This window comes from Kitasatospora sp. NPDC054939 (assembly GCF_053610105.1).
The window spans coordinates 1-16,697 of sequence record NZ_JBSGXP010000181.1 but is presented as its reverse complement, the minus strand read 5'-3'; the positions used below and the strand labels follow the sequence as shown (position 1 = coordinate 16,697).

The window sequence follows — 16,697 nt, the reverse complement described above, 5'->3', positions numbered from 1 at the left end:
ACGGCGTCCAGCGTGCTCTACACTACTTTATTCCTCGGCAGCGCCTGTTGTGTATCAGTGACTCGAGCCCTGGCCGGCGCCGCCCGGCCGGAGCGGACCGCGGCCGCCGCATCGCTACAATTCCGGCCGAACGGTTGTGGCCGACGAGATCGAGGGAGGCCGCGATGGCCAGGCAGGCCCGCGCACTGGCGACCCGCCAGGCGGTACTCCGCGCGGCGGCCGAGGTCTTCGACGAACGCGGCTACGCGGCGGCCACCATGGCGGACATCCTGGAACGCGCCGGGGTCACCAAGGGCGCGCTGTACTTCCACTTCCACTCCAAGGAGGAGCTGGCGCTCGCCGTCATCGAGGGCCAGGCCGCCTGGCTGTCCGGCTGGAAGCCCCGCTCCGACAGCCCGGTGCAGACCCTGATCGACCTCGGCTACGCCTTCGCCCGCGCCCTCCAGGACGACCCGCTGGTGCGCGGCAGCATCCGGCTGACCATCGAGCACGGCAGCTTCACCGAACCCCAGGTCGCCGCCTACCGCGGCTGGTCGGTCGCCGTCGGCGAACTGCTGGAGCAGGCCCGCCGGGCCGGCGAGCTGCTGCCGGGACCGGACACCGCCCGGGCCGCCGACGTGGTCACCGGGGCGGTCACCGGCATCCAGCTCAGCTCCCAGGTGCTCTCCGCACGGCGCGACCTGCTGCCGCGGATGACCGACCTGTGGACGCTGCTGCTGCCCGGCCTGGTCACCCCCGAGACGCTCGCCCGGCTCGACCTCTCCGAACCGGACGCCGGACCGGACGCCGGTCCGGGCTCCGCCGAGTAGCCACGGCCACCCGGGCCCCCGGGCGCCCGCCGTCAGACCGGACAGAGGTCGTCGGCGACCGGGGCGAGCGCGGGCAGGGCGGCGGTCCACAGCTCGCGGACCGCCTCCGGCCGCAGCCGGGCCGGGTCCTCCGTGCCGAGCACGACCAGCCCGGCCGCGAGGGTCGCCAGCAGCTCCGCCGCCCGGTGCGGATCGGCGCCCGGGCGCAGTTCGCCGGCCTGCGCGGCGCGGTCCAGCAGGCGCTGGAAGACCGCGGTGAGGCTGCGCCAGTCCCGGACGCCGGCGCCGAGCGCGCACTGCCGGCCGAGCTGGACGCCGGCCCGCACCACCACGTCCTCGCGCAGCAGCCGGGCGAGGTCCAGCGCGAGGTCGGTCAGCGCCCGCAGCGGCGAGCCCTCGGCGCGCAGGGCGACCAGGGCGGCAGCGCCCACCTGGCGGCCCGCGGCGGTGCGCACACCGTCCGCGAGCGCCTGCTTGGAGACGAAGTGGAAGTAGAGGGCGCCCTTGCTGACCCCCGCCCGGCGGCTGATGTCCACCAGGCTGGCCGACTCGAACCCGGTGTCCGCGAAGGTGTCCGCGGCGGCGAGCAGAACGGCCTGCCTGGTCCGCTCCGCGCGTTCCTGCTTGACCACTTGGCCCCTCCGGCCTCGGCGTGCGGCAGGGCAGAGCCGAAACCGCATGGTTGGTATCTAAATCTAGCGCCTGCGCGGACCCCGCCGTCCAGCGGGGATAACACCCCCGCCCATCGACTGATCCTGACACCTCCGGCATTTGCCCAGTCCAACCGGGGTAGGTCAACCGCGGCTACGGGGGGCCGCCAGCACCGACCCCGGGCTCGGACGAGAAACCGGGTGGTCTGTATGTTTCATTCCAGCCGCCTGGCGCGGCGTCGACCGACTCCCGGGAGTGGGGCCAGCACATGCCTTTCCATGCAGCACCCGACACGGACGGCGTCTATCCCCACCCCTCCCCCGGCTACGACTTCCACGAGCGCACCGTCTCCCGGCACCTCGTCCACCGCGCCTCGGTCTCCGAGGTCTTCATCACCGGCTGGCAGGCCACCGGCCCGTACGACTTCCTGGTCGGCGCCCAGTGGCCGCGCTCGCACGGCTTCTACCGGCTCCCCGGCGACCGCCGGCACGACCCGGTGCTGGTCGCCGAGACCCTCCGGCAGGCCGCCCTGCTGATCGGCCACGTCGGCTTCGGCGTCCCCCACGACCACCACTTCGCCCTCGACGAGCTCTCCTACCGCGTCGACCCGGCCGCGCTCGCCGTCACCGCCGGGCCCGCCTCGCTGATGCTCCGGATCGGCTGCCAGGACGTCCGCATGCGGTACGGCCGGCTCTTCTCGCTGCGTATCCACACCGAACTCGAACGGGACGGCCGCCCGCTCGGACAGGGCTCCGTCCAGCTGCGGGTGCTCACCCCGGCCGCGTACGCGCGGCTGCGCGGCGGCGTCCACCGCGCAGCCGCCGGCGGGCGGACCGCCGCCCCGGGAGTGCCCGCGGTGCCCGCCACCCCGACCGTGCCGGAACTCGTCGGGCGGGAGCAGCCGCAGGACGTGGTGCTCAGCCCGGCCCGGCCGCCGGACGGCTGGTGGCTGCGCACCGACGTCCGGCACCCGGTGCTGTTCGACCAGCCGCTGGACCACGTGCCGGGGATGCTGGTGCTGGAGGCCGCCCGGCAGGCGGCCCAGCGGCTGCACTACCCGGAGCCGGTCGCACCGGTCGAGCTGGCGGCGTCCTTCAGCGGCTTCATCGAGCTGGACCGGCCGTGCCTGGTCCGGGCGGCGGACGAGCCCGCCGGACGCGAGCGGCAGCGGTCGGCGATCCGGGTGGTGCTGGAGCAGGACGGCCGGACGGCGGCCGAGTGCCGGGTGGTCACCGAGCCGCTGGAGCCGGCCCCGGCCCGGCCGGACGTGCCGTCCGACCTGGCCGCCTGCGGCGCGGGCCCGGTGCACGGCCGCCGGCTGCCGCTGGCCTGCTAGGCCCCGTGTCAGGCCTGGGGCGGGGGCGTCAGGCGGCCACCAGGGCGGCCGGCCGGCCCGCGTGCATCACGCTGAGGTTGGCGGCCAGCAGGCCCGGGTCCTGGGCCAGCCAGAGCCGCAGCGCGGCGCCCAGCATGGCGCTCGCCGAGCCGATCCGCACCTCGGTGACCTGGGCGATCCGGGCGGCGCCCGGCACCAGCAGGTCGGCCAGCGGGGTCGGCAGCCAGACCGTCAGCGCGCACGGCGCGGGGGTCGCCAGGGAACCCAGCAGCCGGTAGGCGGCGGCGTGCGTGCTGAGGGTGGGGATGACGTCCAGCAGGCCGTCCGCCACCACCTCCGACACATCGCTGCGGTGCCCCTGCGCGAGCCTGCGCAGCAGCATCCGCTCGGCGGCGGTGATTCGGACGGTCAGCATGACCTCGTCGCACTCCATTGCGCGATTCCTCCTCGACGCTCTCAGTACAGCTCTTCGGTGACGCTCTTGTGGAACGGTTCTCAGAACGAAGGCCCGGCTTCCGTTCTGCGGAGCCGGGCCCTCGGTGTGGCGATCGGCCCGGTCAGACGCCCGCGTAGGAGTGCTTTCCGGTGACGAAGATGTTCACGCCGTAGTAGTTGAACAGGTAGCAGGCGAAGGCCAGCACCGCGAGGTACGCGGCCTTGCGCCCCTTCCAGCCGGCGGTGGCCCGGGCGTGCAGGTAGCAGGCGTAGGCGACCCAGGTGATGAAGGACCAGGTCTCCTTCGGGTCCCACTCCCAGTACTTGCCCCAGGCGGCCTCGGCCCAGATGGCGCCCGCGATGATGGTGAAGGTCCAGAGCGGGAAGACCAGGGCGTTGATGCGGTAGGACAGCTTGTCGAAGGTCGACGCGGCCGGCAGCCGGCGCCAGATCGACGCCGAGGTGCCGAGCGGGCCGGTGGTCAGGCCGGCCGCCATCCGGCGGTCGAAGGAGTCCTTCGCCAGGTAGAGCAGGGTGGCGATGAAGGCCGCGTACAGCGCGCCGCCGCAGATGATCGCGGTGGAGACGTGGATGGCCAGCCAGTAGGAGTGCAGCGCCGGGACGAGCTCCTCGGACTCGGTGTAGAGCACCGAGACGGCGACGCCCAGGGTGAGCAGCACGGCGAGGACGACCGGCAGGCCGAGCCAGCGGACCTTCTTCTTCGCGGCCAGCAGCCCCAGGTAGGAGGCGGTCATGGCGAGCGCGAAGGCACAGGAGAACTCGTACATGTTGCCCCACGGCCAGCGCGAGACCGACAGGCCCCGGGCGACCACGGCGGCGGCGTGCAGCAGGACGCCGAGGACGGTCAGCGAGACGGCGATGCGGCCGGCCAGGTCGGCCTTCTCACTGGTGCCGGCGGCGCCGGGGCCGTCCTCGTCCTCCTCGTCGCGGCCGCTGGTGACGACCGTCGCGCCCTTGCCCGCGAGGGCGGTGCGGGTCAGCGTGGTGGTGCCGCCGGTCGCGGAGGCGACGGTGACGGTGACCTTCTTGGCGCCCTTGGCACCCTTGGCGTCGGCCGAGGCGGCGGTCTCGGCCAGGGTCGACTGTTCGGCGGAGCGGACGGCGACGGCGCCCTTGCTGCCGAAGGTCCACTCGAACATGTGGGCGAACATGGCGATCAGGTAGACGGCCATGGCCGAATAGATCAGCTTGTTGGAGAGGTCGGCCAGTTGGGGGTCGACCGCCGCGGCGAGATGCACCGTCTACTCCTTGGAGTTCTGGTCGGCAGGGACAACGGGGTCTGCGGGGCCCCCGGTCGGGGGGTCGTCGGTCGAGGACCCGTCGGTGGGGGGGTCCTCGGCGACGGGGCCCTCGGTCGCGGGGTCGTCGGTCGAGGGGTCGTCGGTCGCGGGGGCGTCGTCCTGCAACTCCACCGCGAGTTCGGCCAGCTCCTCCGCGATCTTCGCGGACTCGCTGCGGGCCAGCCCGGCCAGTTCGACCAGGGTGCCGCCGTCGGGCAGGGCGACCGCCCGGACCCAGATCCGGCGGCGCTGCACGAACAGCGAGCCGATCAGGCCGAGGATCGCCGCCACCGCGCCGACGAGGGCGACCTCGTTGCCCGGGCGGTGGGAGATCTGGAAGCTCGCCCACTGCTTGTAGCCGTCGAAGGTGACGGTGCCGTAGCCGTCCGGCAGGGTCCACGCCTGGCCGGGCTGCAGCCGGGCGCGGGCGGGCTGGCCGTCCCGCTGGAGCTGGGTCAGCTTCTTGGTGTCCAGCTGGTAGATGTTCTGCGGCAGGCCGGAGTCGGTGCCGAGGTCGCCGGCGAAGGCGTTCAGCACCAGCACCGGGTCGGCGTCGCCGGGGAAGAGCGAGACCGGGCCGGTGTTCTCGAAGCTGACCGGGGCGGTCGGCAGGAAGAAGCCGGAGAAGCCCATCTGGGTCTTCTTCCCGTCCTTGTCGCCGTAGTCGGAGACCTTGACGACGCCGGTGGAGGTCAGGTTGCCGTCCTGGGGCAGGAAGGCGGTGGCGCCGCTGTAGACGACCTCGCCCGCGGCGTTGCGGACCGTCACCACCGGGGCGTAGCCGTGCCCGATCAGGAAGACCTTGGTGCCGTCGATCTCCAGCGGGTGGTTGACCTCGATGGTGTCCTTGCGGAGCTTCGAGGAGTTGCTGCCCTTGTAGTACTCGACGTGCGCGGTGAACTCCCGGGCGGCGCCGATCTGGTCGCCCTTGGACTGGAACCGCGAGGTGAAGCCGTTCAGCTTCAGGTAGAAGGGGTCGAGGTCCTTGGTGCCATAGAACGCCGAGCCGGTGAAGTCGTCGAGCTGGGTGATGGTGTTGGAGTAGCCCTCGCCCTCGACCATCAGCTTGCCGCCGGAGCCGCTGCCCAGGCTCGCCCAGGCGAAGCCGCCGAGCAGGGCGAACAGCGACAGGTGGAAGGCCAGGTTGCCGACCTCGCGCAGGTAGCCCTTCTCGGCGGCGACCGCGCCGCCCCCGAGGTGGGCCCGGAAGCGCCGCTTGCGCAGCAGCCGGTGGGCGGCCTCGTTGACCCGCGCGGCGTCCGCGTCGGTGCGCCAGGCCGCGTACACCGGCATCCGGGTCAGGTTGCGCGGGGCGGCCGGCGGCTGCGCGCGGAGCACGCCGACGAACTGCCAGGTGCGCGGGACGATGCAGCCGGCCAGCGAGACGAACAGCAGGATGTAGATCGCCGAGAACCAGACCGAGCTGTAGACGTCGAACAGCTGCAGCCGGTCGTAGATCGGGGCGACCGTGGTGTGCTGGGCCTTCCAGGCCTGCACCTTGAACTCGTTCTGCCCGTTCTGCGGGATCAGCGAGCCGGGGATCGAGGCCAGCGAGAGCAGGAACAGCAGGATCAGCGCGACCCGCATGGAGGTCAGCTGCCGCCACATCCAGCGGGCCCAGCCGATCACCCCGATGCCGACCGGGCCGTCCGACTCCACGGGGGCGGTGCTGAGGCGCTCGACGTCGTCCTCGGGGGTCGGCCGGGACTCCTGGTCGGTCCCGGTCGTGGTCTTGCTCACGGTCAGATTCCGATCTGGAAGTCGGCGGTCATGTTCTGCATCTCGCTCACCATCGCGTCCCACACCCCGGTGACGAGCAGCAGGCCGACCGCGACGAGCATGCCGCCGCCGATCCGCATCACGAGCGGGTAGTGCCGCTTGACCCACCCGAAGGCGCCGAGCGCCCGGCGGAAGGCCAGCGCGGCCACGACGAACGGTACGCCGAGGCCCAGGCAGTAGGCGGTCATCAGCAGTGCGGCACGGCCGGCGTCGGCCTCGTTGAGGGCGAGTGTCTGGATGGCGGTCATCGTCGGGCCGATGCACGGCGTCCAGCCGACCCCGAAGACCACGCCCAGCAGCGGGGCGCCGACCAGGCCGATCGCCGGCCGGCGGTGCGAGCGCAGCTCGCGCATGCTGAGGCCGGGCACCAGGCCCATGAAGGCCAGGCCCATGACGACGGTCACCGAGCCCAGCACGATCGCGATGGCCCGCTTGTGCGCCTGCAGCGTGTCGCCGAAGTAGCCGAAGAGGGCGCCGCCGGAGACGAAGACGGCGGTGAAGCCGAGGATGAAGAGCAGCGCCCCGAGCAGCATCCGCCCGCGCCTGGCCCCGCGTGCGTCCGCGAGGTCGGCGGCGGAGAAGCCGGTGACGTACGAGAGGTAGCCGGGCACCAGCGGCAGCACGCAGGGCGAGAAGAACGACAGCAGGCCGGCCGCGAGCGCGATCGGCACCGCGAGCAGCAGGGCGCCCCCCTGGACGGTGCCGGCCGAATCGGCGAGCTGCAGTGCGGCGCTCACTTCTTCTGCTCCGCGACGATCGGCTGCAGCATCGCCTCCAGGGCCTCGTCGGTCTGGCCGCCGACGGCCCGGGCGGCCAGCTTGCCGTCGCGGTCGACCACCAGGGTGGTCGGGATGGACTGCGGGTTGAGGCTGCCCTTGGGGAACTTCAGCAGCTGCTCGCCGGCCGGGTCGAACAGGCTGGGGAAGGTGACGCCCTTCTCCTGCTCGAAGCGGACGGCGTTGGCGGCCTCGCTGTCCCGGGTGTTGATGCCGAGGAACTGGACACCCTGGCCCTGGTACTTCTCCCAGATCCGCTGGAGGTCGTCGGCCTCGGTCCGGCACGGGCCGCACCAGGAGCCCCAGACGTTGAGGACGACGACCTTGCCGCGGTAGTCGGAGAGCTTGACCGGCGTACCCTCCAGGGTCTTGCCGGAGACGTCGGGGGCGTCCTGGCGGTGGCCGGGGGCCGCCGTGGCGACGGTACTGCCCTTGGCTGTCACGAAACCGACCTTGCCGTCACCGCCGTCCGTGGAATCGGAGGAGCAGCCGGTGAGCACCAGCGCGGCGGCGGCGAGGGTGGCCGCAGCCGCAGCGGCGAGACGGGGGCGGGGGCGCGTCGTGCCAGACATGTGAAAAGTTTCGCATGCTGGTCCGGGCAGGTTCCGGGGGGTCCGGCATAACCCGCCGAACCCCCTCTGACCTGCGGCTGAGCCGCGCCCCGTACGGACGGTCAGGCCCCGAAGCTCTTACCCACCGGCTTCGACTTCCCGCCCTTGCCGACCAGGTGCGCGGGCAGCAGATCGCGGGCCGGCTCGCGGTAGCCGACCGAGACGATCCGGTCGCCCTCGTAGGTGAAGCTGGTCAGCGAGGCCAGCGAGCACTGCCGGTTGCGCGGGTCGTGCCAGAGCCGGCGGCGCTCCACGAAGGAGCGGACGATCCAGATCGGCAGCTGGTGGCTGACGCAGACCGCCTCGTGCCCGCGCGCGGCGTCCCGGGCCGCGGCGAGCGCGCCCATCATCCGGACCACCTGCTCGATGTACGGCTCGCCCCAGGAGGGCCGGAACGGGTTGGTGAGGTGCTTCCAGTAGCCCGGGTTCTTCAGCGAGCCGTCGCCGACTCCGAAGGTCTTGCCCTCGAAGACGTTCTCCGCCTCGATCAGCCGCCCGTCCACCGCGACGTCCAGCCCGTGGGCCTTGGCGATCGGCTCGGCGGTCTCCTGGGCCCGCTCCAGCGGGGACGCCACGACGTGCGTGATGTCCCGGCCGGCGAGGTCCTCGGCGACCCGTTCGGCCATCTGCCGGCCCAGCTCGGACAGGCGGTATCCCGGCAGGCGTCCGTACAGGATGCCCTCCGGGTTGTGCACCTCACCGTGCCGCATGAGGTGCACGACGGTGATCTCTTTGGCGCTCACTTCTCGGTTCTCCTGGGGGGGTCGGCCGCGACGGCTACGCGGGCTGGGCCTCGGCGGCGGCACGTGCGGCGGCGGGGAGGGCGGCGGCGATCCGCTCGATCGCCCGCTCGTCGTGGGACGCCGAGACGAACCAGGACTCGAAGGCGGACGGCGGCAGGTAGACGCCCTGGCTGAGCATCGAGTGGAAGAAGGCGTTGAAGCGGAAGGCCTCCTGGGTCTTCGCCTCGTCGTAGTTCGTGACCTGCGCCTCGGTGAAGAAGACCGAGAACATGCTGCCCGCGGTCTGCACCCGGTGCGCCACGCCCTCCTTGGACAGCGCGGCGGTGACCAGGCCGGAGACCTCGGCGGCCACCCGGTCGACGGTCGCGTACACCTCGTCGGTGCAGCCGCGCAGCTGGGCCAGGCCGGCCGCGGTGGCGACCGGGTTCCCGGACAGCGTGCCCGCCTGGTAGACCGGACCGGCCGGGGCCAGGTGCGCCATCACGTCGCGCCGGCCGCCGAAGGCCGCGGCCGGGAAGCCGCCGCCCATGACCTTGCCGAAGGTCAGCAGGTCGGGCGCCCAGCCCTCGTGCGCGGCCTCCAGGCCGTACCAGCCGGCCCGGGAGACGCGGAAGCCGGTCATCACCTCGTCGGAGATGAACAGCGCGCCGTTCTCCCGGCAGAGGCGGGCCAGGCCGCCGTTGAAGCCGGGCAAGGGCGGGACGACGCCCATGTTGCCGGGCGAGGCCTCGGTGATCACGCAGGCGATCTCGCCGGGGTGCGCCGCGAACGCCGCCTCCACGGCCGCCAGGTCGTTGTAGGGCAGCACGATGGTGTCGCCGGCCTGGGCGCCGGTGACGCCCGGGGTGTCCGGCAGACCGAAGGTGGCGACCCCGGAACCGGCGGCGGCCAGCAGCGCGTCCACATGTCCGTGGTAGCAGCCGGCGAACTTCACGACCTTGGCGCGGCCGGTGAAGCCCCGGGCCAGCCGGATCGCCGACATGGTCGCCTCGGTGCCCGAGGAGACCAGGCGGACCTGCTCCACCGGGGCGACCCGTGCGACGATCTCCTCGGCCAGTTCGACCTCGCCCTGGCCGGGCGTGCCGAACGACGTGCCGCGGGTCACGGCCTGCTGCACGGCGTCCAGGACGGCCGGGTGCGCGTGGCCCAGGATCATCGGACCCCACGAGCACACCAGGTCGACGTACTCGCGGCCGTCGGCGTCGGTGAGGAGGGGGCCGGTGCCGGACACCATGAAGCGCGGCGTACCGCCGACCGCGCGGAAGGCGCGCACCGGGGAGTTGACGCCGCCGGGGGTCACGACCGAGGCGCGGTCGAACAGCGACTGGGACTGAGGTGCTTCGTAGGGGTAGCTCACGGGAGACATGGTCTCAAATCGTGTCCTTCACCTCTGCATGTCGGACCCGATCATCTGGAACGATGATCCGGGTGGCGAAGTCTGTACGGTTATCCGTACAACATGGGGGTCCCCGTCGTCCGACGGGGCTGCCGCGTACCGTGACTGGTTACGGCGGCAAATGACGGGTAAGGAGCACGTCCGGAGGACACCGGACGTGCGGGGGTCTGTCGATTCCGGCGAATTCCGGTGAGGATGGTCCGAGTGTCCGAGGCGCAGGACGGCCACGACGAGGCCGCGGGTGGCTCCCGCAGGCCCGCCGAGACCGCACGCGGGGGTACGGGAGCGGGTACGGGGCGTGGCGGTCGCGGTGGCGAGAGGCGGGGTGAGGGACGCGTGGGGGTGACCTACAAGTACTTCGGGGCACCCGACCGGGCCACGGCCGCCAGAGTCCCCACCGCGCTCGGCCCGGGAGGACTCGGGCTGGACGCGGGCGAGCTCGGCGCGCTCGGCCGGCTCGGGGACCTCATGGAGACCAGCGGCTCCACCAACGGCCACCTCTCCACCAAGATCAAGCCGGAGACCATGAGCGCCATGGTCCTCACCGGCATCCAGGGCGTACCGCTGCACCAGGTGCCCCCGCTGGAGCTGGTCGTGCTCCACCCCGACTACGCCGTGGTCCAGCTCCCGCACAACGTCGTCGAGCCGCTCCGCAAGGCGGACGACATGGAGCTCGGCGCCGCCGCCTTCATCTGGTCCACCGTGCCCGACCGCCGCGGGCCGCGCGACGCCTTCGTGATCTACAGCATGCTGCACGAGTGGCAGGACTTCGCCAACCGCCTGCACGACGCCGGCCACCAGCTGTACTGCCTGGTCTGGCCGTAACGACGTCCGGGGCCGCCGGGGCGTCGTCGCCCCGGCGGCCCCGACCGGCTTCCCGTCAGACCAGCACCGGGTGGTGCTCCCCGGCGGACCCGGCCGCGCCGGCCCCCTCCGCCGCGGCCCCGGCCCCCTCCGCACCGGCCTGCGCACGGGCCGGGCGCAGCAGCAGGGCGGCGAGCACGAAGGCCAGGACCAGGAAGCCGGTGGCGATCTCGAAGGCCAGCCGGAAGCCGCCGGTGAGCGCCTCGGCGGTGCTGCCGCCCGCCGCGGCGAGGGCCTCCGTCCGGCCGGTGGCGAGGGTGGAGAGGACGGCCACGCCGAGCGCGCCGCCGACCTGCTGGGTGGTGTTGAACAGGCCCGAGGCGGCGCCCGCGTCGGCCGGTCCTGCGCCGGACATCCCGAGCACGGTGAGCGCCGAGACTGCCAGGCCGAAGCCGGCCGCCAGCAGCATGGTGGGCAGCAGGTGGACGGCGTAGTGGGCGTCGGCCGGGAGGCGGGTGAGCAGTCCGAGCGCGGCGATCAGCAGCACCAGCCCGGCCAGCAGTACGGTGCGCTCGCCGAAGCGGGCGTTGAGCCGGGCGGAGAGGCCGAGCGAGACGGTGCCGATGGCCAGGGCCGCCGGGAGCATCGCGAGACCGGTGGCCGCGGCGCCGTAGCCGAGCACGTTCTGCAGGTAGAGCGCGATCAGGATCTGGAAGCCGAACAGCGCGGAGACCATCAGGGCCTGCACGGCGTTGGCACCCGAGACGTTGCGGTTGCGGAACATCCGCAGCGGCAGCAGCGGGGAGGCCGCGAACGCCTGCCGGACCACGAAGCCGACGAGCAGCAGCACGGCGAGGGCGCCGGGGACGAGGGTGCGGGCGGAGGCCCAGCCGTGCTCGCCGGTGCCGACGACGGTGTGGATGCCGAGCATCAGCGCGGCGGTGATCAGGGCGGCGCCCAGCGCGTCCGTACCGGCCCGCAGGCCGGGGCCGCGGTCGTCCTCCAGCACCCGGACGGCGAGCAGCACGGCGGCCAGGCCGAGCGGCAGGTTGATCAGGAAGATCCAGTGCCAGTCGAGCGCCTCGGTGAGCACACCGCCGAGCACCTGGCCGATCGAGGCGCCGGCCGCGCCGACGAAGCCGAAGGCGCCGATCGCCCGGCCGCGCTCGCGGGGTTCGGGGAACAGCGTGACGATCATGCCGAGGCTGACCGCGGAGGCCATGGCGCCGCCGGTGCCCTGGAGGAAGCGGGCGGCGATCAGCAGGCCCTGGTCGGTGGCGGTCGCGCAGAGCAGCGAGGCGGCAGTGAAGACCGCCAGCCCGGCGACGAAGACCTTCTTGCGGCCGATCAGGTCGCCCAGGCGGCCCGCCAGCAGGAGCAGGCCGCCGAAGGCGATCAGGTAGGCGTTGACCGTCCAGGTGAGGTCGGCCGGGGTGAAGTCCAGGTCCTGCTGGATCGCCGGGAGGGCGACGGTGACGATGCTCCCGTCCAGGATCACCATCAGCATCCCCGCGCACAGCACCGCCAGGGCGAGCATGCGCGAGCGGACGGGGGCGGTGCTGTGCGGTTCGTGGGGTGCGTGCGCGGTCATGGCGGGTCTCCCGGTTCGTCGGCTACCGGGTAAGACACTAACAGATGGTTTTGTTCAGGACTATCTTTTCCGGGAGCAAACCTTGGGCGGACCTCCCCGCCGGACGGCTCGGCAGCGTTTCAGCCCCGGGAGCGGCGCGCCCGGCGGACCGTGCGGTCGCTCTCCACCGGCTCCGCGAGATGGCCCTCCACCAGCATCGACAGCGCCGAGACGAAGGCCGAGCGCTCCGGCTCCGGCAGCGCCTCCAGCACCTCGTGGTGCACCTGGTCGGCGATCGCCGTCCCGCGCACCACGGCCTCGGCGCCGGCGTCCGTCACCGAGATGATCCGGGCCCGGCGGTCGGTGGCGGACGGACGGCGCTCGGCCAGACCGGCCTTCTCCAGCTCGTCCACGGTGACGACCATGGTGGTCTTGTCGAGGTCGGAGAGCTCGGCCAGCTGGATCTGGGTGCGCTCGGCCTCCTGGGCATGGAAGAGCACGCAGTAGGCGCGCGGGGTGATGCCCAGCTCGGTGAAGGCGGCGGCCATCCGGGTGGCGAGGACGTGACTGGCGTGGTCCAGCAGCCCGGAGAGGTCGCGGACCTGGCGGGTGGAGCGGCTCGTCGTCATGCCGTCGAGCGTAACAAGGACGTCTGCTCCCGGATGATCCCGCGCCGGACCATCCACCTGGGGGATGTCCGGGGTTACGGGATGTCCGGGGTTTACGGGATGCCCGGGGTTTACGGGATGCCCAGCTCGAAGAGCGCGTAGCCCGCGTACCAGCCCGAGGCCACCGCCGGCAGGGCGAGCAGCCCGACCAGGGTCGGCAGCCGGAGCCTGCGCAGGGCGAAGGCCAGGCCGATGAAGAGCGGGAAGGCCGGCAGCAGGTAGCGGGAGATGTTGCCGAAGATCTGGTTGCTGCTGAGCGCGGTGAAGATCGTCAGCACCGTGTAGAGCACCAGCACCAGCGGCGGCCGGGTGCGCATCAGCAGCACCAGCAGACCGGGCAGGGCGATCAGCAGGGCGACCGCGATCAGGTCCGGCACCGGGTTGGACTGCCAGAAGTCCCAGTGCCCGGTGATCACGTCGAGGAAGGTCCGGGCGGTGGAGGCGCCGCCGTCGAAGTAGCGGTTCCAGGCGCCGCGCTGCAGCGTGAAGTAGCCGTTCCACTCGCCCATCCGGTGGCCGACCCACAGGACGTACCAGAGCAGGCCCCACGGGGTGATCAGCATCGCGGTGAGCGGGCGGGCGATCCCGTCCCTGCGGCGCACCAGCGCCACCAGCGCCGAGATCGACACCGCCGCGATCAGCACCGCCGCGGTGGGCCGGTTGAGGCCGGCGACCAGGGCGAGCACGCCCGCGGTGAGCCAGCGGCGGGTCATCACGGCGTAGCAGGCCCAGGCCGAGAGCGCGACGAACAGCGAGTCCGAATAGACCGCCCACTCCACCCCGGAGCCCGGGAAGAGGCCCCAGATCGCCGCCGCGACCACGCCGGCCCGGAAGCCGCCCAGCCGGTCGGCGACCGCGAAGATGCCGGCCGCGGCGACGAAGGAGGCCAGCACCGAGACGGTGATCCCGGCGCCGTACGGGCCGAGCCCGGTGACCGAGGAGACCAGCCGCATCAGCCACGGGTACAGCGGGAAGAACGCCGCCGAGTTCTCGTAGTGGGTGGCCAGGTAGTAGCCGTGCAGCGGGATCAGCTGCGGGTCGTAGCCGTCCACCGCGATCCGCTGGTACCAGATGCCGTCCCAGGTGCCGAGCACGTCCCAGGGCTGCGCGCCGCCGCCGCGGCCGACGTCCTTCTTGAGGAAGTCGCCGGTGTGCCGGAGCAGCAGCATGAAGACGGTCAGGCCGGTCGCCTTGACCACGGCGTACGCGCCGAGGGCGGGTGCGAAGCGGTCCACGGCGGCCATCAGGCGGCTCGGGGCCTCCTGCACCTCCGCGGGCTTCTCGACGCGCGGCTCACGGGCCGCACTCGGTGCCGTGTTCATCAGCTCTGGACTCCCGCCCCGGTTCGTGGTCGGCGCGGCACGGAACGCGGCGACTGTCGGGTGAGCCTACGACACCCGGTCCAGACCTCAGCCGTCAACCTTCCGCACCCGGCGAAAACCGGTGGCCCGCGGGCCGCGGTCGGCGGGCGGGGGCATGCCGAGAGCCGCCGGCCCTGCCGCCCCAGGAGGGAGGCGGAGGGACGGCGGCTCGCGCGCCGGCCGAACCGGCCGTGGATCAGCCCGCGTTGAGGCAGTGGTTGCCGAACGCCGGGTTCAGCAGGCCGACGATGTTCACGGAGTTGCCGCACAGGTTGACCGGCACGTGCACCGGGACCTGGATCTGGTTGCCGGAGATGACACCCGGGGAACCGGCGGCGACACCCTCGGCACCGGAGCTGGCGACCGCGGTGCTCGCACCGGCCGCGACGATGCCTACCACAGCGGCGCCGACGGCGGCCGTCTTCTTGATGCTCATAACGAGCCTCCTGACTGTCTACATAGCTGCACGGGGAGTGCGTCATCTCCAACGAGCCCTCCCGCCGGCGGTTGCGACGGGCCGTCGACTGTCACCCGTGCGGCTCAACCGTCCGCTCCGGCGGAGTGATCACCGCATCCGGCCGTTTCCCGCCGCGCGGTCCCTCGTTCTCCCTGGCGGAACACGCTCCACCCGGTCGTCCCGGACGACCCGAACGAATCGAGACCGCACATGCGCAAGCTCGCCCAGGGCGCCTTCGGCACCGCGGCCACCGCCGCGCTGCTGGTCGCCGGTGCCGGCGCCGCCTCCGCCCACCAGGTCCACGGCGCGTCCGCCGAGGGCGTCGCGGCCGACTCCGCCGGCGTCGTGGCCGGCAACTCGGTCCAGGTGCCGGTGAACATCCCGCTCAACGTCTGCGGCAACAGCCTCGACGTGATCGGCGCCCTGAACCCGGCGTTCGGCAACCACTGCACCAACGCCTGACCCACCCCCACCGCCGCCGGGCCCGCCCCGGCCGGCGGACCACGAACTCCCGGGAGATCCCCTTCCAGCGCGGGCCGTGCCCGTGCGGAATTGCTCCTGGTCGCGCCTCTGGACGAATTCTCCCCGGCCGTGCGGGAATTGTTCGCCAGGCGCAGGAATACGGCGGCCGGCCGGCGTCCAAGCCACGGACGACACGATCCATTTGGGCCGCCGGAGTGACAATCACGGCACCCCGGAAACCATCGGGCGATGATCCTGATCGCCCGGCTCCCGACTTTCCCAATCCCGTCGGGCAGACAACGGAGGAAGAACCACCATGCGCAACCTCAAGAAGGCCGCCGTCCTGTCCATCGCCGCCGCCGGCCTCGTCGTCGCCGGTGCCGGCGGTGCCGTCGCCAGCTCGGGCGCCCAGGGCGTGGCCGCCGGCTCCCCCGGCGTGCTCTCCGGCAACCAGGTCCAGATCCCGGTGCACATCCCGATCAACGTCTGCGGCAACTCGATCGGCGTCATCAGCATCCTGAACCCGGCGTTCGGCAACAGCTGCGCCAACATCGGCTGAATCGGCGGTCGCTGAACCGGCGACCGCCGCTGTCGAGCCCGTGCCGCGCCCGCCGGACTCCGGCGGGTGCGGCGCGCTCAACCCGTGTGTGATCTAGGAGATCAACCCCCATGCAGAACGTGAAGAAGGCCGCCGTCCTCTCCGCCGCCGCCGCGAGCCTGCTGCTGGCCGGCGCCGGCTCGGCCGTCGCCAGCTCCGGTGCCGAGGGCGTGGCCGCCGGTTCCCCCGGCGTCGTCTCCGGCAACCAGGTGCAGGTGCCGGTGCACATCCCGCTGAACCTGTGCGGCAACACCATCGACGTGATCGGCGCCCTGAACCCGGCGTTCGGCAACCACTGCGCCAACGTCGAGGCGCCGGTCCACCACCACGAGCACGAGGAGGAGGACTGCTGATCTCCGATCGGCACGAGTCCCCATCGAACTGCCCCCCGGCCCGCCGGCCGGGGGGCAGTTCGGCGTAGCGGGCGCGCACCGGGTGCACCCGTTCGAACCCACCGTCCCCCGAAGGGTGATTCCGCATGGCTTCCACGCTCACCAAGGCCGGCGGGGCCGGCCTCGCCGCACTCGGCGCCGTCCTGCTGCTCGGTGCGGGCACCGCGCACGCCGACCGCCCCGAGGCCGGCGCCAACCTCCAGCACACCGACCTCGACCAGGCGCTCTCCGGCACCACCAGCGGGCTCGGGTACGGCATCGCGCCGCTGAAGGACCTGCGGCTCGACCCGTGGGCCAACTCCTCGGCCGACGTGCTCAACAACGGCGCGACCCTGCAGCCCGACAACTCCGGCCTGGCGCCGATCAGCACCGGCACCCTGACCGGCCCGCTGAGCAACGGCGGCGGCCCGCGCGACCTGCCGGTGGCCGGGCAGCTGCTGGACGTGCTCCCGGGCTGACGCCGCGGGGCCCGGCGCCGCCGACCGCCGGCGCCGCGCCCGCACCCGCGCCCGCACACGGCCGAGCCCGGTGCCCGTCCGGACGGGCAC

19 protein-coding genes are annotated in these 16,697 nt (G+C 72.8%); 7 read left to right on the top strand and 12 right to left on the bottom strand.

Features of this window, described 5'->3' with window-relative positions; genetic code table 11:
- Positions 1–164 precede the first annotated feature (164 nt).
- Positions 165–809 carry a ScbR family autoregulator-binding transcription factor gene (locus ACWGB8_RS34140; RefSeq protein WP_452217540.1) on the top strand — a complete coding sequence of 215 codons (645 nt, stop codon included), beginning with the start codon at positions 165–167 and terminating at the stop codon, positions 807–809.
- A 32-nt stretch (positions 810–841) separates the two neighbouring features.
- Here the strand turns inward: ACWGB8_RS34140 and ACWGB8_RS34135 are convergent, their stop codons facing one another.
- Complete coding sequence (locus tag ACWGB8_RS34135; RefSeq protein WP_452217539.1) at positions 842–1,441, bottom strand: ScbR family autoregulator-binding transcription factor; 600 nt, start codon at positions 1,439–1,441, stop codon at positions 842–844.
- Positions 1,442–1,728: 287 nt separating this feature from the next.
- Between ACWGB8_RS34135 and ACWGB8_RS34130 the strand changes: the two genes are divergently transcribed.
- Positions 1,729–2,796, top strand: coding sequence for a ScbA/BarX family gamma-butyrolactone biosynthesis protein (locus tag ACWGB8_RS34130; protein WP_452217538.1), 1,068 nt, complete (start codon positions 1,729–1,731; stop codon positions 2,794–2,796).
- Between the two features lie 28 nt (positions 2,797–2,824).
- Here the strand turns inward: ACWGB8_RS34130 and ACWGB8_RS34125 are convergent, their stop codons facing one another.
- The 7 genes from ACWGB8_RS34125 to hemL form a co-directional block, all read right to left on the bottom strand.
- Positions 2,825–3,229, bottom strand: a complete 405-nt coding sequence (locus tag ACWGB8_RS34125) for a hypothetical protein (protein ID WP_452217537.1) — start codon at positions 3,227–3,229, stop codon at positions 2,825–2,827.
- Positions 3,230–3,353: 124 nt separating this feature from the next.
- Positions 3,354–4,490 (bottom strand): c-type cytochrome biogenesis protein CcsB, encoded by a 1,137-nt coding sequence (gene ccsB, locus ACWGB8_RS34120; protein ID WP_452217536.1) that lies wholly within the window; start codon positions 4,488–4,490, stop codon positions 3,354–3,356.
- Positions 4,491–4,493: 3 nt separating this feature from the next.
- Positions 4,494–6,272, bottom strand: coding sequence for a cytochrome c biogenesis protein ResB (resB, locus tag ACWGB8_RS34115; RefSeq protein ID WP_452217535.1), 1,779 nt, complete (start codon positions 6,270–6,272; stop codon positions 4,494–4,496).
- A gap of 2 nt (positions 6,273–6,274) precedes the next feature.
- Positions 6,275–7,048 (bottom strand): cytochrome c biogenesis CcdA family protein, encoded by a 774-nt coding sequence (locus ACWGB8_RS34110; protein ID WP_452217534.1) that lies wholly within the window; start codon positions 7,046–7,048, stop codon positions 6,275–6,277.
- Entirely contained in the window at positions 7,045–7,659 is a 615-nt protein-coding gene (locus tag ACWGB8_RS34105) for a TlpA family protein disulfide reductase (protein ID WP_452217533.1), read from the bottom strand. The genes ACWGB8_RS34110 and ACWGB8_RS34105 overlap by 4 nt, the downstream gene beginning before the upstream one ends.
- A 101-nt stretch (positions 7,660–7,760) precedes the next feature.
- Positions 7,761–8,408, bottom strand: coding sequence for a histidine phosphatase family protein (locus tag ACWGB8_RS34100; protein WP_452217541.1), 648 nt, complete (start codon positions 8,406–8,408; stop codon positions 7,761–7,763).
- A 67-nt stretch (positions 8,409–8,475) separates the two neighbouring features.
- The gene (gene hemL, locus ACWGB8_RS34095; protein ID WP_452217532.1) at positions 8,476–9,807 is read right to left on the bottom strand and encodes a glutamate-1-semialdehyde 2,1-aminomutase; all 1,332 of its coding nucleotides are present in this window, start codon (positions 9,805–9,807) and stop codon (positions 8,476–8,478) included.
- Between the two features lie 372 nt (positions 9,808–10,179).
- Between hemL and ACWGB8_RS34090 the strand changes: the two genes are divergently transcribed.
- On the top strand, positions 10,180–10,662 hold the full coding sequence (locus tag ACWGB8_RS34090; protein WP_452217531.1) for a hypothetical protein: 483 nt from the start codon (positions 10,180–10,182) through the stop codon (positions 10,660–10,662).
- Positions 10,663–10,717: 55 nt separating this feature from the next.
- On the opposite strand, the gene ACWGB8_RS34085 is transcribed toward ACWGB8_RS34090, so the two are convergent.
- From ACWGB8_RS34085 to ACWGB8_RS34070, 4 genes are all read right to left on the bottom strand, one after another.
- Complete coding sequence (locus ACWGB8_RS34085) at positions 10,718–12,232, bottom strand: DHA2 family efflux MFS transporter permease subunit (RefSeq protein ID WP_452217530.1); 1,515 nt, start codon at positions 12,230–12,232, stop codon at positions 10,718–10,720.
- A gap of 119 nt (positions 12,233–12,351) precedes the next feature.
- Positions 12,352–12,840, bottom strand: coding sequence for a MarR family winged helix-turn-helix transcriptional regulator (locus ACWGB8_RS34080; RefSeq protein WP_452217529.1), 489 nt, complete (start codon positions 12,838–12,840; stop codon positions 12,352–12,354).
- Positions 12,841–12,950: 110 nt separating this feature from the next.
- A complete protein-coding gene (locus ACWGB8_RS34075; RefSeq protein ID WP_452217528.1) occupies positions 12,951–14,201 on the bottom strand; it encodes a hypothetical protein in 1,251 nt (416 codons plus the stop codon).
- Positions 14,202–14,436: 235 nt separating this feature from the next.
- A complete protein-coding gene (locus ACWGB8_RS34070; RefSeq protein WP_452217527.1) occupies positions 14,437–14,676 on the bottom strand; it encodes a chaplin in 240 nt (79 codons plus the stop codon).
- A 231-nt stretch (positions 14,677–14,907) separates the two neighbouring features.
- Between ACWGB8_RS34070 and ACWGB8_RS34065 the strand changes: the two genes are divergently transcribed.
- The 4 genes from ACWGB8_RS34065 (at position 14,908) to ACWGB8_RS34050 (ending at position 16,607) form a co-directional block, all read left to right on the top strand.
- A complete protein-coding gene (locus ACWGB8_RS34065) occupies positions 14,908–15,159 on the top strand; it encodes a chaplin (RefSeq protein ID WP_452217526.1) in 252 nt (83 codons plus the stop codon).
- Positions 15,160–15,475: 316 nt separating this feature from the next.
- Positions 15,476–15,718, top strand: coding sequence for a chaplin (locus ACWGB8_RS34060; RefSeq protein ID WP_452217525.1), 243 nt, complete (start codon positions 15,476–15,478; stop codon positions 15,716–15,718).
- Positions 15,719–15,828: 110 nt separating this feature from the next.
- Positions 15,829–16,110, top strand: coding sequence for a chaplin (locus tag ACWGB8_RS34055; protein WP_452217524.1), 282 nt, complete (start codon positions 15,829–15,831; stop codon positions 16,108–16,110).
- A gap of 125 nt (positions 16,111–16,235) precedes the next feature.
- Positions 16,236–16,607, top strand: a complete 372-nt coding sequence (locus ACWGB8_RS34050) for a hypothetical protein (RefSeq protein WP_452217523.1) — start codon at positions 16,236–16,238, stop codon at positions 16,605–16,607.
- The last annotated feature ends 90 nt before the right edge of the window (positions 16,608–16,697 follow it).

Excerpts from the sequence above, each read along its gene's own strand:
- ACWGB8_RS34140 (WP_452217540.1), top strand. The coding sequence starts at position 165 with ATGGCCAGGCAGGCCCGCGCACTGGCGACCCGCCAGGCGGTACTCCGC.
- ACWGB8_RS34130 (WP_452217538.1), top strand. The coding sequence starts at position 1,729 with ATGCCTTTCCATGCAGCACCCGACACGGACGGCGTCTATCCCCACCCC.
- ACWGB8_RS34125 (WP_452217537.1), bottom strand. The coding sequence starts at position 3,229 with ATGGAGTGCGACGAGGTCATGCTGACCGTCCGAATCACCGCCGCCGAG.
- ACWGB8_RS34105 (WP_452217533.1), bottom strand. The coding sequence starts at position 7,659 with ATGTCTGGCACGACGCGCCCCCGCCCCCGTCTCGCCGCTGCGGCTGCG.
- ACWGB8_RS34100 (WP_452217541.1), bottom strand. The coding sequence starts at position 8,408 with ATGCGGCACGGTGAGGTGCACAACCCGGAGGGCATCCTGTACGGACGC.
- hemL (WP_452217532.1), bottom strand. The coding sequence starts at position 9,807 with ATGTCTCCCGTGAGCTACCCCTACGAAGCACCTCAGTCCCAGTCGCTG.
- ACWGB8_RS34085 (WP_452217530.1), bottom strand. The coding sequence starts at position 12,232 with ATGACCGCGCACGCACCCCACGAACCGCACAGCACCGCCCCCGTCCGC.
- ACWGB8_RS34080 (WP_452217529.1), bottom strand. The coding sequence starts at position 12,840 with ATGACGACGAGCCGCTCCACCCGCCAGGTCCGCGACCTCTCCGGGCTG.
- ACWGB8_RS34075 (WP_452217528.1), bottom strand. The coding sequence starts at position 14,201 with ATGAACACGGCACCGAGTGCGGCCCGTGAGCCGCGCGTCGAGAAGCCC.
- ACWGB8_RS34070 (WP_452217527.1), bottom strand. The coding sequence starts at position 14,676 with ATGAGCATCAAGAAGACGGCCGCCGTCGGCGCCGCTGTGGTAGGCATC.
- ACWGB8_RS34065 (WP_452217526.1), top strand. The coding sequence starts at position 14,908 with ATGCGCAAGCTCGCCCAGGGCGCCTTCGGCACCGCGGCCACCGCCGCG.
- ACWGB8_RS34060 (WP_452217525.1), top strand. The coding sequence starts at position 15,476 with ATGCGCAACCTCAAGAAGGCCGCCGTCCTGTCCATCGCCGCCGCCGGC.
- ACWGB8_RS34055 (WP_452217524.1), top strand. The coding sequence starts at position 15,829 with ATGCAGAACGTGAAGAAGGCCGCCGTCCTCTCCGCCGCCGCCGCGAGC.
- ACWGB8_RS34050 (WP_452217523.1), top strand. The coding sequence starts at position 16,236 with ATGGCTTCCACGCTCACCAAGGCCGGCGGGGCCGGCCTCGCCGCACTC.